The sequence below is a fragment of the Acinetobacter sp. yr461 genome, from assembly GCF_900110445.1.
GTDB classification, from domain to species: Bacteria; Pseudomonadota; Gammaproteobacteria; order Pseudomonadales; family Moraxellaceae; genus Acinetobacter; species Acinetobacter calcoaceticus.
The window spans coordinates 56474-70806 of record NZ_FODU01000005.1; the positions used below are offsets into that span (position 1 = coordinate 56474).

15 protein-coding genes and 1 other RNA gene are annotated in these 14333 nt (G+C 37.7%); 10 read left to right on the forward strand and 6 right to left on the reverse strand.

The annotated features are described in order from the left end of the window. Positions 1 to 28: 28 nt before the first annotated feature. On the reverse strand, positions 29 to 1348 hold the full coding sequence (pepP, locus tag BMW38_RS09680) for a Xaa-Pro aminopeptidase (RefSeq protein WP_092707531.1): 1320 nt from the start codon (positions 1346 to 1348) through the stop codon (positions 29 to 31). A 67-nt stretch (positions 1349 to 1415) separates the two neighbouring features. Further along, positions 1416 to 2045 carry a UPF0149 family protein gene (locus BMW38_RS09685; RefSeq protein WP_005042155.1) on the reverse strand — a complete coding sequence of 210 codons (630 nt, stop codon included), beginning with the start codon at positions 2043 to 2045 and terminating at the stop codon, positions 1416 to 1418. A gap of 64 nt (positions 2046 to 2109) precedes the next feature. On the opposite strand from BMW38_RS09685, the gene BMW38_RS09690 reads away from it, so the two are divergent. The 3 genes from BMW38_RS09690 to ssrS all read left to right on the forward strand — a co-directional run bounded on the left by BMW38_RS09690 (position 2110) and on the right by ssrS (position 3322). Continuing rightward, positions 2110 to 2670, forward strand: coding sequence for a hypothetical protein (locus BMW38_RS09690; protein ID WP_042898254.1), 561 nt, complete (start codon positions 2110 to 2112; stop codon positions 2668 to 2670). After that, on the forward strand, positions 2667 to 2951 hold the full coding sequence (locus BMW38_RS09695; RefSeq protein ID WP_003652859.1) for a cell division protein ZapA: 285 nt from the start codon (positions 2667 to 2669) through the stop codon (positions 2949 to 2951). The genes BMW38_RS09690 and BMW38_RS09695 overlap by 4 nt, the downstream gene beginning before the upstream one ends. A gap of 187 nt (positions 2952 to 3138) precedes the next feature. Further along, a non-coding RNA gene (ssrS, locus tag BMW38_RS09700) (6S RNA) lies at positions 3139 to 3322 on the forward strand. A gap of 133 nt (positions 3323 to 3455) precedes the next feature. On the opposite strand, the gene BMW38_RS09705 is transcribed toward ssrS, so the two are convergent. The 3 genes from BMW38_RS09705 to BMW38_RS09715 all read right to left on the reverse strand — a co-directional run bounded on the left by BMW38_RS09705 (position 3456) and on the right by BMW38_RS09715 (position 4441). Further along, positions 3456 to 3776, reverse strand: coding sequence for a hypothetical protein (locus BMW38_RS09705; RefSeq protein ID WP_092707533.1), 321 nt, complete (start codon positions 3774 to 3776; stop codon positions 3456 to 3458). A 92-nt stretch (positions 3777 to 3868) separates the two neighbouring features. After that, positions 3869 to 3982, reverse strand: a complete 114-nt coding sequence (locus BMW38_RS09710; RefSeq protein WP_004641844.1) for a hypothetical protein — start codon at positions 3980 to 3982, stop codon at positions 3869 to 3871. Between the two features lie 114 nt (positions 3983 to 4096). After that, complete coding sequence (locus BMW38_RS09715) at positions 4097 to 4441, reverse strand: hypothetical protein (RefSeq protein ID WP_005303401.1); 345 nt, start codon at positions 4439 to 4441, stop codon at positions 4097 to 4099. Positions 4442 to 4681: 240 nt separating this feature from the next. Here BMW38_RS09715 and BMW38_RS09720 point away from each other — a divergent pair, with 240 nt between their 5' ends. The 5 genes from BMW38_RS09720 to BMW38_RS09740 all read left to right on the forward strand — a co-directional run bounded on the left by BMW38_RS09720 (position 4682) and on the right by BMW38_RS09740 (position 11106). After that, positions 4682 to 5266, forward strand: coding sequence for a 5-formyltetrahydrofolate cyclo-ligase (locus BMW38_RS09720; RefSeq protein WP_092707535.1), 585 nt, complete (start codon positions 4682 to 4684; stop codon positions 5264 to 5266). 460 nt (positions 5267 to 5726) lie between these two features. Next, positions 5727 to 8156: an endopeptidase La gene (gene lon / locus BMW38_RS09725; protein ID WP_045434518.1), complete on the forward strand. Its 2430-nt coding sequence runs from the start codon at positions 5727 to 5729 to the stop codon at positions 8154 to 8156. Positions 8157 to 8459: 303 nt separating this feature from the next. Further along, a complete protein-coding gene (gene rlmH / locus BMW38_RS09730) occupies positions 8460 to 8939 on the forward strand; it encodes a 23S rRNA (pseudouridine(1915)-N(3))-methyltransferase RlmH (RefSeq protein WP_003652981.1) in 480 nt (159 codons plus the stop codon). A gap of 112 nt (positions 8940 to 9051) precedes the next feature. Then, positions 9052 to 9828 (forward strand): DODA-type extradiol aromatic ring-opening family dioxygenase, encoded by a 777-nt coding sequence (locus tag BMW38_RS09735; protein WP_092707537.1) that lies wholly within the window; start codon positions 9052 to 9054, stop codon positions 9826 to 9828. Between the two features lie 168 nt (positions 9829 to 9996). Then, positions 9997 to 11106 carry an META and DUF4377 domain-containing protein gene (locus tag BMW38_RS09740; RefSeq protein WP_092707540.1) on the forward strand — a complete coding sequence of 370 codons (1110 nt, stop codon included), beginning with the start codon at positions 9997 to 9999 and terminating at the stop codon, positions 11104 to 11106. A gap of 55 nt (positions 11107 to 11161) precedes the next feature. Here the strand turns inward: BMW38_RS09740 and gdhA are convergent, their stop codons facing one another. Continuing rightward, the gene (gene gdhA, locus BMW38_RS09745) at positions 11162 to 12565 is read right to left on the reverse strand and encodes an NADP-specific glutamate dehydrogenase (protein WP_092707542.1); all 1404 of its coding nucleotides are present in this window, start codon (positions 12563 to 12565) and stop codon (positions 11162 to 11164) included. A 272-nt stretch (positions 12566 to 12837) separates the two neighbouring features. On the opposite strand from gdhA, the gene BMW38_RS09750 reads away from it, so the two are divergent. Together BMW38_RS09750 and nth are read left to right on the forward strand one after the other, a co-directional pair. Then, a complete protein-coding gene (locus BMW38_RS09750; RefSeq protein ID WP_092707544.1) occupies positions 12838 to 13629 on the forward strand; it encodes an RnfABCDGE type electron transport complex subunit B in 792 nt (263 codons plus the stop codon). Next, on the forward strand, positions 13630 to 14319 hold the full coding sequence (nth, locus tag BMW38_RS09755; RefSeq protein WP_199990210.1) for an endonuclease III: 690 nt from the start codon (positions 13630 to 13632) through the stop codon (positions 14317 to 14319). The last annotated feature ends 14 nt before the right edge of the window (positions 14320 to 14333 follow it).

Consider the following 14333-nt stretch of genomic DNA (forward strand, 5'->3'; position numbering starts at 1 on the left):
GTTTTGCTCCTTTGGCGAATACGTTTAATTATGCTTTAGCTTGCGCCATTAAATGTTCAATATCTGCAATATCTTTAACCACATTAGCAGTTAAAACTCGTGGCCCTTTCGACGTTGCGACCACATCATCTTCAATACGAATACCAATACCACGCCATTTTTCATCTACAGTTTCATCATCTGGCGCAATGTATAAACCAGGTTCAACTGTAACAACCATACCCTCTTCATATTGACGCCAGTCTTCACCTTTTTTGTAAGACCCGACATCATGTACATCCATGCCTAGCCAATGACCTGTGCCATGCATATAAAACTGACGGTACGCTTCGGTTTCGATGAGTTCATTAACATCACCTTTGAGCAAACCTAAATTAACTAAGCCTTCAGTTAAAATTTTGACTGCAACTTCATGAGGTTCACGGTAAGAGTTACCGATACGAACTGCGTCAATGGCTGCGTATTGAGAAGCCAATACAACTTCATATAAGGCTTTTTGTTCAGCACTAAATTTGCCATTTACTGGGAAAGTACGGGTAATATCCGATGCATAAAACTCATATTCACAAGCTGCATCAATCAAGACTAAATCACCATCTTTTAATGGCTTATTATTTTCAACATAGTGCAAAATACAAGCATTAGCACCACCACCAACAATACTGTTATAAGACGGGACACAGCCGTTTTGTCCAAAAATATAATTCAGCTCAGCTTCAAGTGCATATTCCATCATCCCCGGACGTACCATTTGCATCGCACGTGTATGTGCCTCGGCACTAATTTTTGCAGCAATTTGCATCAGCTCAAGTTCTTGTGGTGACTTAACTAAACGCATTTCATCGACAATACGGTCGAGCTGTACTAATTGAGCTGGAGCACTCTCATGTCGGTGCTCGTCATCTGTTTTTTTAATCCACTGGCTAACCCGTGCATCAAACTCAGCATTGTGCCCAATCCGATAATAAAGACGCTCTTTATTTAATAATTTTTCAATAATCTCTTCATCAAGCAGATCAATTGCATATGCTTCATCTGCATCATAGTCTTCAATTGCACCATCAATGCCGGCACGGTAACCATTCCAGATTTCCATCTCGCGATTACGTTCACGGCAAAAAAGACTATAGCTATAGTCATCGTCCTCGAAGGTCTCAATGACAGCAACTGCCTCAGGCTCAGCAAAGCCAGTCAAATAGAAAAAACTACTATCGGCACGGAATTTATAATCCGCATCACGATTACGGTACATTTCCTCACGCGTTGCAATAATTGCAATACTGTTTGGACCCATTTTTTCTGCCAGACGGTCTCTACGATGTCGAAAATCAGCTTGAGGCAATTTCATAATGATCTACTTGATTTAGAATTTTAAAGTCAAAAAGTAAAATACAACCAATAACACATCGCCTCAATTAGCTTGGGCGATGTGGAGTAAACATTTCTACAATAGTTTGCTCTGTATCTACAGCAGCAGATTTAATTTTTGCATGAAAGTTTTTCAATAAAGAACTGTCAGCTACAGTGATTTTCTTTCTACCAATAGACAAGCTTACAGGTATTAAGCGTACAAATTCATACAATTCTTCGTAGCTGCTTTCACCTTCCTCATCATTGTCAGAGTCTTCAAATTCGACCGCTGCAATATCTTGAAGGTTCTCAATCAACTCTCGTTCATCATCACGAATATGACCCGATGCCAACCCAAAACCTAATACAACACCCGCACACCAATCTGATAATGCTTGTACACGCTCTTGAAGCGTGTGTTCATCGTCAGGAAGCATTGGTAAATAATCTAATTCATCATCAGATATAGCGTGAACGACATCTTCTGCTTCATCAGTTAAAAGTGCTAAAGCATCTTCACTTAACTCTGGCACATTAAGGGTTGTTAAAATTTGTGACCATTCTTCACGCGTTGGCGCTTCTGTCACACAAACAATACCTGTTAACAGACCATGTAACTCACTAGGGCTTGAAATTTCTTCAATTCCTTCAAAATGAGCGTTCCAATCTGTCCAGCCTGAAATATCGTCTTGCATTCGTTTATCCAATCTCTATACTTTGTATATATTACCTTTGATTGCAATTCTGTGCGACCTCGTTATGTTAGAACAATTACAGCGGCTACAAGCGCATATTAGCGTATTAAAAACACGCTTACATCATTTAGAGAGTGAACATGCGGCACTCTCAGAAGCTAATGAACTGGCTGAAACAGAGCATCACGCACAAGTTGTGCAAAAAAATAGTATTATCACTAAAAAACAAGAGGAAATTGAGTCGGTAACTGAGCAACTATCTCAGTTAAAAGGTCAATTTCAACAATTGAATCAGGATGCTAACACACTTGCTGAACGTTATAGCCGATTAGAAAAAAGTACGACTGATTTAAAAAATCGTTTTCAAGAAATTCTTGCCGAACGAAATGAATTACGTGTTGCAAAAGAAAAGTTACAAGCCCACCAGCGTCAAACCCAACAAGAGCTTCATGATTTACAACAAGATCGTGATCGTTTGTTACAAAAAAATGAGCTTGCCAAATCAAAAGTTGAAGCCATTATTCAACGTTTAGGAATTTTAGGTACTGCCCAAGATCAGCATGCTCAAGAAATTCAGCAGCTTGCCCATCCTAATGCTGAAACTGGTGAGGAGACCCAATCATGAGTGAACAAGTCATGGTAGAGCTTAGGCTGATTGAGCAGACCTTTAGACTCGCGACTACTTTAGATAAAAAAGATGAACTTGAACGTGCAGCAGAACTTCTCAATGAAAAATTTAATGAGATGCGTCGTAGTGCTCCACGTGTTGAGCACAATAAACTGGTCATTATGGTTGCTCTACAATTGACTCAAGAAGTACTAAGCCTTAATAAGTCTTTGCAAGAATACACTCACTGTGAACGTTTACTGCAAACGATCTTGGATGATGTTGAACAAATTGTTTAATAAACCATCCATACAAAACGCCTTGCTCTATGAATAATAGATGCAAGGCGTTTTTTATTGGCACTATTAAGCGTAATTGAAATTACTTTATGCTTGTTAATGTACAAAGCTTCATCAAACGCAAACTAAGTTTACAGTTCCAGAGGTTTAGGTGATTGCCAACATGGTCAGATCGGTTATACTTAAGCTGTCTCTGGGATGTTCGCCAGCGGGTCTATTCCCCTGCCGATACTTAAACTTATGGATGTGTTCTGTATATTTAGAGTGTATGCCTACCTTCGTGTAGGAAACCCAGCAAGTATACGTCGCCTCCACCTTGAACTCATCGGGTTCAGGGTAACGACACATGCAGCGGCATCTTCGGAGCATTTAGTTTTAATTTTAAGAAAAATTCAAAATATTTATTTTAATTTAGTCTTTCATACAGACCTGTCAGTCTAAAATTCCTTTTTAAACATTAAATTACCCTGTTACGCTATTAATTTACCCTACACCTCTATCATATTATTTTTCATTTCTATTAAGACACTCTTCATACCAAGCTGTTTGAAAATCTTCTATTGCTTTTCTTTTAAAGAAACTGGTTTTGAATACTTTGGCAGAGTAAGCCGAATTAATTAAATCCTGATAAAGTTGTTTTGCTTTAGGATCTTCTAGACCATTCGCTATGTGTTGCAAGTCTTGAGATGGAACTTTTTGTTGACGGGCCTCCATGACTGTATGAGCAACTTTTTTCACTACATTACAAATCTCGGGATCACTTACGTTTTCGTCCGCATGACAACCTAACGCTAAAAAACTAAGAAGAAACAATGTAAACTTCATGACCCTACCTTATTTTTATAGTTTAAAATGAATAACAGAATTTAATTATTAAAAAAGAAATAGCAGATTTCTTACTATTTCTTTTTAAAAGATCACGCTGGATTAATCACGTAAAAATAAACAATAAGCCCAGCTAAAACGGTTGAAGCAATTGTTAAGTATGTACCGACCGTATTAAAACTCTGTAAGAATTTCAAGATTTCCATATCTAGAACCCCCTAAATTAGCAACTATAAAGACAAAATGAAATTTATCACAATTCAATAATGCCAATCAATTCACACTTATCGGATTTTTTGAGATTTTAAACATAAATTAATTTATTGGTTACACCTAATCGCAAAGGCATCTTTGTAGTAGTCAGTTGCACTTTTCAAATCTGACAACAATTTTTCTTCGGTATAAGGTTTTGGTGAAATTTTTATTAATGCGGGCATATATTGGGTTTTATAAACTTCTGGATAGTCATGACACAAGATTTTGACTTTAACCTCTTGCGGTGTATTTGGATTATCCAATTGATCTAAAAACTCACCAATTTTACGGTCAGATTCTTCAAATTGGGCTTTATAGTCCACTTCAGCAGCTTCAGGTTCTGTTTGTTTTGTACACCCGCCTAGCATCAATACGGCGCTTATTGTAATGGTTAAAATTTTTAACTTCATAGGCTTAACAATTTCACATTTATCTTTTTAAATATTCTTATCTCATTAAATGTAAATAAATACTGGTAATACGTAAAGAAATAGAAATTTTTATCGCTAAAGAAAATAGATCAGATCACTTTAGGACAATTACCCTAATAAATTTAAAGTTATTTTCTAATTACTCTTCTATTTTCATAAAGCTATAAAAAATAGGTATAATTTTGCTCGACTGATCTCAAATCTTTGTTAGATTTACACATGAATGAACTTAGTTTTATTAGAAAAAATTTAAGATCTAAAAGACGCTCTTTAACTCCATTGGAACAAAAACAAGCTCAGCTTAATGTTCTCCATCATTTAAATACGCTTGCTATTTTTCATTCATCAAAAAAAATTGGTTTATATTTACATGCCTTTGGAGAGGTTTATACAGACCTTCTCATAAAGTTATGTTTTCAAAAAAATAAACAAGTTTATTTACCTATGATTTGCTCTATGAATCAACATTTAGTTTGGGTAAAGATATCTAGAAACCAATATTTAAATCGACGTTTTTCTCATCATCCATTGGGTATGAAAGAACCTATGGCAACAAGAGGAAAACATGTATCTAAACTTGATTTAATGTTGATGCCACTTTTAGCTTGTGATCAATACGGTACGCGTATTGGTATGGGAGGTGGCTATTATGACCGTACATTGGCAAGTGCAAAACATAAGCCTTATCGTTTAGGTGTGGCCCATCAATTTCAATTTATTAAGCAGACTTTAAAACGTCAAAGTTGGGATCAACCATTAGATGCTTTACTCACCCCTCAACATATTTATTATTTTAAAAGATAATTTTTATACAAAAACAATTTAAATTCAAAAATTTAAAATAAAACTTTACTTTTCATGCCTCTAAAATCATAAAAGTAACCACCCTAAGGATGGTTACTTTTAAGTGACAGACCGCTTTACCAACTTATATTAACACGCCTATTTAGTGTTCAATATCGAATAAGTTTTGGATTATTGTTAACAATACATTGCTTATAAATGGCACAAGAAACTGATTACTTTCCATCCAAACGGTTTTTTTGTTATATGAATATTTCATAATTATTAAGCTAAATTACTTATCCTCGCTACAAAATTTTATTCTTCTTAAGAATTAATTCATTGATTCATAATATTTTTAAAAAAAGTTGACTAAATTAGTCATTTTTTCCACATTTTCTATTGAAAGGCCCTTGTAATTTTCAAAATACACATCACTATAAAAACATGGCAACCTCGTTGTCACTCATTAGGAGTGCCCATGTCTGAACTTATTATGAATGAAAAAACTGACTTAGAGCCTCAGGTTCCAAGTGTATTACCACTTTTAGCGTTACGTGATGTAGTGGTCTATCCACACATGCAAATTGCGTTATTCGTGGGTCGTGAAAAATCGATCAATGCAGTTGATGTGGCTCGTAACAGTGACAATTTAGTATTTGTAGTTGCGCAAAAAGATTCGCTTACAGAAGATATTGATCACGATAACCTTTATCAGTACGGAACTGTCGCTAAGATTGTTCAGGTCGTAAATCATGAGAATGACGAAAACTGCATCAAAGTACTGATTGAAGGGTTACAGCGCTCTAAGCTTGAAAAAATTATCGATGAAGATAGCCATTTGACTGCTGAACATAGCTTAAGTCCAATGACAATTAACGTAGATAAAGCTACCCAAGAAACTCGTTTACAAGAGTTACGTACTTTATTTGCTCAATATGCTGAAGCAAAATTACGTAATGCACGTGAACTGGTTGCAGCTGCTAATAAAATTGAAGATTTGCTACAGCTTATGTTCTTCGTGGCAACACGTGTGCCTCTAAATATTGAAATTAAACAGAAGTTTTTAGAGCACGATGAGTTTGAAGCACATTTGCAAGAGCTTATGAGCTACTTGGTGAATCAATCTGCAGAACAGCAAATTGAACAAACTTTGCATGACAGCGTAAAACGCCAAATGGAAAAAAACCAACGTGAATACTTTCTAAATGAAAAAATGAAAGTCATTCAACGTGAACTTTCTGACATGAATGGCGGCGCTGAAGATGACGTTGCTGAAATAGAAAAACGTCTTGCTGAAGCTGATTTACCTGAACACGTACGTAAAAAAGCTGAAGCTGAGTTCCGTAAGCTTAAAGCAATGCAACCAGCATCTAGTGAAGCGGCTGTTGTACGTAACTATCTAGAAGTAATTTTAGATACGCCGTGGAATAAAGCGAGCAAAGTGAGTATTAACCTTGCGAAAGCTCAAGAGATCCTTGATACAGATCACTACGGCTTAGATGACGTTAAAGATCGTATTGTTGAATACTTGGCTGTTCAGTCTCGTGTTAAAAAACTCAAAGGTCCGATCTTATGTTTAGTTGGCCCTCCTGGTGTAGGTAAAACTTCACTTGGTGAGTCAGTCGCGAAAGCAACAGGTCGTGAGTTTGTTCGTATGGCGCTTGGTGGCGTACGTGACGAAGCAGAGATTCGTGGTCACCGTCGTACTTATATTGGTGCGATGCCAGGTAAAATCGTGCAGTCTTTAACAAAAGTTGGCGTGAAGAACCCATTGTTCTTACTCGACGAAATTGACAAGATGGCACAAGACTACCGTGGTGATCCAGCTTCTGCATTGCTTGAAGTATTAGATCCATCACAAAACAGTAAGTTCAACGATCACTATTTAGATCTTGATCTTGACCTGTCTGAAGTGATGTTCATCTGTACTGCAAACAGTATGAATATTCCTGAAGCTTTGCTTGACCGTATGGAAGTTATTCGTCTACCGGGTTATACCGAAGATGAAAAAGTGAACATTGCTGAACGCTACCTTGTTCCAAAAGCAATTAAGAACAACGGTCTACGTGCAAAAGAGTTAACAATTCATGAAGAAGCGATTCGTGACATTGTTCAACGCTACACACGTGAAGCTGGTGTTCGTAGTTTAGAACGTGAAGTGTCTAAAATTGCGCGTAAAGTGGTAAAAGAAGCCGTAAGTAAAAAGTCTAAAAACTTACAGCTTGATATTACCTCTGCTAATCTTCCAGAATACTTAGGTCCACACAAGTTTGACTTTGGTATTGCAGAAGATGAAGCGCAAGTAGGACGCGTAAATGGTCTAGCTTGGACATCTGTAGGTGGTGAGTTACTTACCATTGAAGTTGCAGCTGTAAAAGGTAAAGGTAAATTCATTACCACCGGTTCACTCGGTGATGTCATGAAAGAGTCTATTACCACAGCAATGACTTTAGTACGTACGCGTGCCGATGAGCTAGGTATTGAGGCTTCTCGTTTTGAAGAAACTGATGTACACGTTCACTTACCAGAAGGTGCGACACCAAAAGATGGTCCATCTGCTGGTTTAGCGTTAACCACTGCCCTTGTATCAGCATTTACAGGTATTGCGATTCGTCCAGATATCGCAATGACTGGTGAAACAAGTCTAGGTGGTCGTGCAATGCGTATTGGTGGCTTAAAAGAGAAACTTCTTGCAGCACACCGTGGTGGAATCAAACTTGTATTTATTCCACAAGACAATGTTCGTGATTTGGCAGAAATTCCAGCGAATGTTAAAGAAGGTTTAGAAATCAAAGCTGTAAAAAGTATTGATGACATCTTACCTTTAGCATTAGTCTCAATGCCAAAGCCTTTACCTAAAACACCGATTGTAAAACCGGTGGAAGGTTCAAAAGCAGCACGTCACTAATTGAAATGTGAAAAAAGAGAGCTTCGGCTCTCTTTTTTTTGTTACACAATTTGATTGAAAAATATCCAACCATCCTCATAATAGGTATTAAGAGTATTTAATTAAATTAAGTGCTCTTCGTTATCTGTTGTTTTATAGATAGCCTTGTTTTTATTCTCTATGATCATCTGAACTCCAGACAGATGATCATTTGATCGCAGTCCAACACAGTTTTTTGGACTGCGTTTTTTATGCCTATTTACTACCACGAACTTATCTTTTCCTCAGGTATAATGCGCAAGCTGCTTTGAATGAATAGATAATATGAAAATTCGTATTCTGACCATTGGTCAAAAAATGCCTGCTTGGGTTCTCACTGGTTTTGAAGATTATTTCAAACGTATCCAGCCTTTTGTGCAAACCCAAGTCATTGAACTTCCTATGGCCAAACGTGGTAAGAATGATTCAGAAGCAGATATTTTAAAGTATTGCCAAATTGAAGGCGAAAGTATTCTAAATGCGTTAAAACCAAATGAAACTTTAATTGCCCTAGAAGTTGGTGGTCGAGAACTCAGTACAGAAAAATTAGCTGACACCATGAAACAGTGGATGCTTGAAGGTAATGATGTAGTACTCGCGATTGGTGGCCCAGATGGTTTATCGGATCAGGTACGTAAAGCTGCTGCATGGCATTGGTCACTTTCAAAACTTACAATGCCTCATCCTTTGGTACGGGTTTTATTAATTGAGCAACTATATCGAGCGATGACTATTAATCATAATCATCCCTATCACCGTGCATAAAAACAACAACCGTTTCATTTTAGGAACAATCCGTTGAAATCAGGATACTTTTAACATGTCCTGATTTTGGCATAATGACTATTATTCTGCTTTTCAACTCAGGTGTAATGCAATGGAACTACAAACCCTTCCTGGACTGTTTATTTCACATGGTTCACCCATGCTTGCACTTGACCCGGAACAAGTAGGACCTGCTTTACATCGTTTAGGTGCAAATCTTCCTACACCAAAGGCAATCATTGTGATGTCTGCGCATTGGGAGAGTAAAGCACTTGAAGTGTGTATTTCGACGCGTCCCGAAACATGGCATGACTTCCGCGGCTTTCCTAAAGAGCTATATGAAATTCGTTACAGTGCACCTGGGCAGCCAGAGCTTGCCGAAGAAATCTTAAAACTACTGGCAGATGCTCATTTTGTTGCTCATGCTAATAGCACCCGTCCTCGCGACCATGGCGTATGGATGCCTCTATTGCATATGTATCCTGACGCTGACATTCCTGTCGTTGAGATTTCTTTGCCAACCAATTTAAGCGCACAAGAAATTTATCGTATAGGGCAAACACTCGCACCTTTACGTGACAAACAAGTTCTACTCATTGGTTCAGGCAGCATTACCCATAATCTTGCAGAGTTATCTTGGCAAGGAGACAACTCTAAAGTTCCTGAATGGGCTTCAGGTTTTAGAAATGCTGTTGTTAATAAACTTACACATCAAGATTATGATGGCGTGCTGGAATGGCAATCATTGCCTTATATAAAACGTAATCACCCTACCCTTGAACATTTTGCGCCTTTGTTCTTTGCTATGGGTACAGGTAATCGTTTTACGATTGTTCATAGCAGCTTCACAATGGGCTCACTAGGTATGGATATCTATCGTTTTGATTAATTATTAGCAAATACCCCGTTTTTCGGGGTATACCATTATTTTTGTTGAAAAATAGAATAACTTACAAACTTATACATTTTAAAAACCGAAACAATCAAATGTTTACATTTTCTTTTTTTAAGAATGTTTTAAGCTTATTGCTGTTGTTTTTTTACTTGAAGTTTTTAAATGAAAATTAAATATTTAATTCTTGCGTTGTTACCTTTTTCTTTGATGGCGTGTCAAACAGTTACGAATACTCCTGCTCCGATTGTATCTGAGCAACAACAAAACCTTGCAGCCACTTTAGGTGAATATGCTTGGACTTATCAAAATGTAAAAGCTTCTAAACCACTTATCCTTAACTTTAATGCAGATGGCAAATTAGCAATCAATACAGGTTGTAATGGCCAAGGCAGTACTTGGAAAGTTGAAGGCAACCAACTTGTTACATCTAACCTTGTTTCAACCATGATGGCTTGCCAAGACGATTTAATGAAACAAGAGCAACTTTCTACTAGCATCTTTAATGAAGCGAAATTACCAATCGAAATTAGCAACAATAATGGTCAGGTGATTTTAAGCGTGACAGATAAAACTGGTCAAAAGCACATTTTCCAAGGTCAAAAAGCAGTTAATACTCAAGCTTTAACAGATTATTCTTGGTCTTATCAGCCTGAAAATACAAAAAAACCAATCGTTCTTAACTTTAGCAATGACCGTTTATCTATCGCAACAGGTTGTAACCGTCAAGGAACAACTTGGAAAGTTGAAAACAATACGATTGTAACGGCTGACGTGATGTCAACTATGATGGCTTGTGAACCTGCTTTAATGAAACAGGAACAATTTTCTAGCAACCTCTTCCAAAAGCGTGCAATTCCATTTGAGCTTAATACAACAAACGTTGATCAACCGACATTAACGGTAACTGATGCGCAAGGTCAAAAATATACCTTTACTGGTAAAATGACACCTGAAGCAAAATATCAATCTGAAGGGAAAACTATTTTCCTAGAAGTTGCTCCACAAACTAAATCATGTACTGGTGTAGCACCACAAACATGTATGCAAGTTCGTGAAATTAAATATGATGACAAAGGTGTTAAAACTTACGCTGATAAAAACTGGTCTTTATATTATGGTCAAATTGAAGGTTTTGAACATAATCCTGACCAACGCGTAATTTTACGTGTAAAACGTTTTGAAGTGAAAAACCCAGCAGCAGACCAATCTAGCCTAGCAGATGTGTTAGATATGGTTGTAGAGCAAGAGTTAGTTAAAAAACCTAAAAAATAAGTTTTTAGATTAAAAAAATCCGATGCTCAGGCATCGGATTTTTTTATTTCTATTCTTAGAAAATACCTTGAGCAAGCATTGCATCAGCTACTTTTACAAAGCCTGCAATATTGGCACCATCAACATAGTTAACAGTACCGTCTTCTTTTGTACCGTATCTTACACAATTGGCATGAATGTCTTTCATAATTGCATGTAGACGCTCATCAACCTCAGCATGTGTCCAGCTTAAACGAATTGCGTTTTGAGACATTTCTAAACCAGACGTTGCGACACCACCTGCATTAGATGCTTTTCCTGGCGCATACAAAATTTTGGCTTTGATGAAGTGTTCAACTGCCTCAAGTGTAGACGGCATATTAGCGCCTTCAGCCACACAAATTACACCGTTAGAAATAAGCGTTTTAGCGTCTTCACCTGTTAATTCATTTTGCGTCGCACATGGTAAAGCAATGTCTACAGGAATATGCCAAGGGGTTTTCCCTTCAAAATATTCAAAGCCATGTTTAGAAGCAAACTCGGAAATACGGCCACGTTTAACGTTTTTAAGATTCATCACTTCATCAAGTAATTCATCTGTAAAACCATTTTTTACATAAACAGTTCCGTTAGAGTCAGATAAAGTAACAACTTTTGCCCCTAAGAACATGGCCTTTTCAGCGGCATATTGCGCAACATTACCCGAACCAGAAACAGAGACTGTTTTGCCAACGAAAGACTGGCCACGCGCTTTTAGCATTTCTTCTGCAAAATAAACCGTACCATAACCAGTAGCTTCTGGGCGCATTAAGCTACCACCAAATGAAATTCCCTTACCGGTAAAGACACAAGCGGTGTCATTGCTCAGCTTTTTCATCATGCCTGCCATATAACCGACTTCACGCGCACCCACGCCAATATCTCCCGCAGGAATATCAGTATTCGGACCCAAATGACGATAAAGCTCAATCATTAATGCCTGACAGAATCGCATAATTTCAGCATCAGATTTACCCTTCGGATCGAAATCTGAACCACCTTTCCCCCCCCCCATAGGTAAAGTGGTAAGTGAGTTTTTAAAAGTCTGCTCAAAACCTAAAAATTTTAAAATTGATAGATTGACCGATGGGTGGAAACGCATTCCCCCTTTGAATGGACCAATTGCTGAATTGTATTGAACACGGAAAGCTCTGTTAACTTGAGTCTGACCTTGATCATTCATCCATGAAACACGAAATTGAATAACTCGCTCCGGTTCAACAAGGCGTTCTAACAATCCCTGTTCCGCATACTCTGGATTTTTTTCAATAAATGGCCACAAACTCATCATTACTTCTTCGACAGCTTGCAAAAATTCAGGTTGATGCGGATCACGCGCTTGCACGTAATTCAGGAATTCATTCAGATTGTTGTATTTCAATGCACGGTCCTCAGCATAGTCATGAATTAAATTGGTGCAATACATTATTAAATGCATCATTTAGCAGCAAAATATTAAATCCCTTTCCATCAATTTTAACAATAGTTATTTTAAATTATTTTATTCATCTTAATTATCAAAAACTTATTTTTAGAAAAACTACTCAAAAATAAGAAATAGTAATTTAACTCTTCAATTTTATTGATCTATTATTGTGCAACATTAGCTACATTTTAGGTCAATTAAAAACCCGATAAATTCGTTAAAATCCATTGACCTTACTTAGGTTTTTCTTCATTATCGCATCGTTTTAACCAAGCTATTTGCCCACTATGAATTCATCTATTTCTCTCATACGCGAGATTGATGCGTTATTACCACAAACACAATGTGGTCTATGTGGACATCGTGATGGATGTCTACCCTACGCAAAGTCGATTGCTGAAGGTGAAGAAGCAAATAAATGTGTTCCAGGTGGACAACCTGTAGCCGATGCACTGGCAAATCTACTCAATCGCTCTCCATTAATTGCTGAAAGTAGCGTATGGCCTGTACAAACAGATGGTCGCCCACAGCGAATGAAAGCGATTATTCGTGAAGACGAATGTATTGGCTGCACCAAATGTATTAGTGCTTGTCCAGTAGATGCTATCATTGGCAGTGGTAAGCTCATGCATACCATCTTGACCGACTTATGTACGGGTTGTGAGTTATGCATTCCACCTTGTCCAGTAGATTGCATTGATCTGGTCGAAGACACACAAGCCTTACCAAATGAACAACAGCGTGCCGCAGAACAAAATGATTTAAGGCAACGCTACTATTCACATATTCAACGTGAAGAAAAGCGTCGCAGTCACCGTAAAGGTCCTGTGGTACGCGCTGAAATTGACACTCAACTGTTTGCTCAGTTCTCTCAGGTACTTGATGAACTACCTTCAATTGAGCTCATCGAGAAACCTAAAGAAGCTGTGTTAACTGATGCAAAAACTACGATTGAGTTAGCCAAAATCCGCACCCAAATTAAGAAATTGGAAAAACAGCTAGGTGTGCGTGAAGATGCTAAAAAGCGTCTTCAACTTGAAGAACTACAACAGCAACTTATGCAACTACAGGAGGTCTGAATGGCTGTCAAAAATATGACGAAAAAGCAGATTCAAATATTCTTTGAACGCCTTCGCGAACAACGACCGTCACCTCAAACCGAGTTAAACTATTCATCTTCTTTTGAGTTACTTATAGCTGTTATGTTGTCAGCTCAAGCTACCGACGTGAGTGTGAATAAGGCAACTGATAAGCTTTATCCTGTGGCCAACACCGCTGAGAAAATCTATAACTTGGGCGTAGATGGTTTAAAGGAATATATTAAAACAATTGGTCTTTACAATGCCAAAGCCGAAAATGTCATTAAAACCTGTAAGATTTTAATGGAGCAATTTAACGGCGAAGTTCCAAGTAACAGGAAAGACTTAGAGGCCTTGCCAGGTGTGGGTCGTAAAACTGCAAATGTTGTTTTAAATACAGCTTTCGGACAACCGACTATGGCCGTCGATACACATATTTTCCGAGTGGGAAATCGAACTGGCTTAGCCGTGGGTAAAAATGTGCTTGAAGTTGAACACCGCTTAATTAAGGTCATTCCTAAAGAATTTATTTTAGATTCACATCACTGGCTCATATTGCATGGCCGTTATTGCTGTATAGCCCGTAAACCTAAATGTGCTGAATGTGTGGTTGCAGATGTTTGCAACTGGCCCGACCGTTTTGAATTTGGCGCGCAAAAACAAATTACTATTAAAAATATTGAAGCTTAAAAATATGGTTGGGT

Excerpts from the sequence above, each read along its gene's own strand:
- BMW38_RS09695 (WP_003652859.1), top strand. The coding sequence starts at position 2,667 with ATGAGTGAACAAGTCATGGTAGAGCTTAGGCTGATTGAGCAGACCTTT.
- nth (WP_199990210.1), top strand. The coding sequence starts at position 13,630 with ATGGCTGTCAAAAATATGACGAAAAAGCAGATTCAAATATTCTTTGAA.
- pepP (WP_092707531.1), bottom strand. The coding sequence starts at position 1,348 with ATGAAATTGCCTCAAGCTGATTTTCGACATCGTAGAGACCGTCTGGCA.
- lon (WP_045434518.1), top strand. The coding sequence starts at position 5,727 with ATGTCTGAACTTATTATGAATGAAAAAACTGACTTAGAGCCTCAGGTT.
- BMW38_RS09720 (WP_092707535.1), top strand. The coding sequence starts at position 4,682 with ATGAATGAACTTAGTTTTATTAGAAAAAATTTAAGATCTAAAAGACGC.
- gdhA (WP_092707542.1), bottom strand. The coding sequence starts at position 12,565 with ATGATGCATTTAATAATGTATTGCACCAATTTAATTCATGACTATGCT.
- BMW38_RS09735 (WP_092707537.1), top strand. The coding sequence starts at position 9,052 with ATGGAACTACAAACCCTTCCTGGACTGTTTATTTCACATGGTTCACCC.
- rlmH (WP_003652981.1), top strand. The coding sequence starts at position 8,460 with ATGAAAATTCGTATTCTGACCATTGGTCAAAAAATGCCTGCTTGGGTT.
- BMW38_RS09710 (WP_004641844.1), bottom strand. The coding sequence starts at position 3,982 with ATGGAAATCTTGAAATTCTTACAGAGTTTTAATACGGTCGGTACATAC.
- BMW38_RS09750 (WP_092707544.1), top strand. The coding sequence starts at position 12,838 with ATGAATTCATCTATTTCTCTCATACGCGAGATTGATGCGTTATTACCA.
- BMW38_RS09715 (WP_005303401.1), bottom strand. The coding sequence starts at position 4,441 with ATGAAGTTAAAAATTTTAACCATTACAATAAGCGCCGTATTGATGCTA.
- BMW38_RS09740 (WP_092707540.1), top strand. The coding sequence starts at position 9,997 with ATGAAAATTAAATATTTAATTCTTGCGTTGTTACCTTTTTCTTTGATG.
- BMW38_RS09690 (WP_042898254.1), top strand. The coding sequence starts at position 2,110 with ATGTTAGAACAATTACAGCGGCTACAAGCGCATATTAGCGTATTAAAA.
- BMW38_RS09705 (WP_092707533.1), bottom strand. The coding sequence starts at position 3,776 with ATGAAGTTTACATTGTTTCTTCTTAGTTTTTTAGCGTTAGGTTGTCAT.
- BMW38_RS09685 (WP_005042155.1), bottom strand. The coding sequence starts at position 2,045 with ATGCAAGACGATATTTCAGGCTGGACAGATTGGAACGCTCATTTTGAA.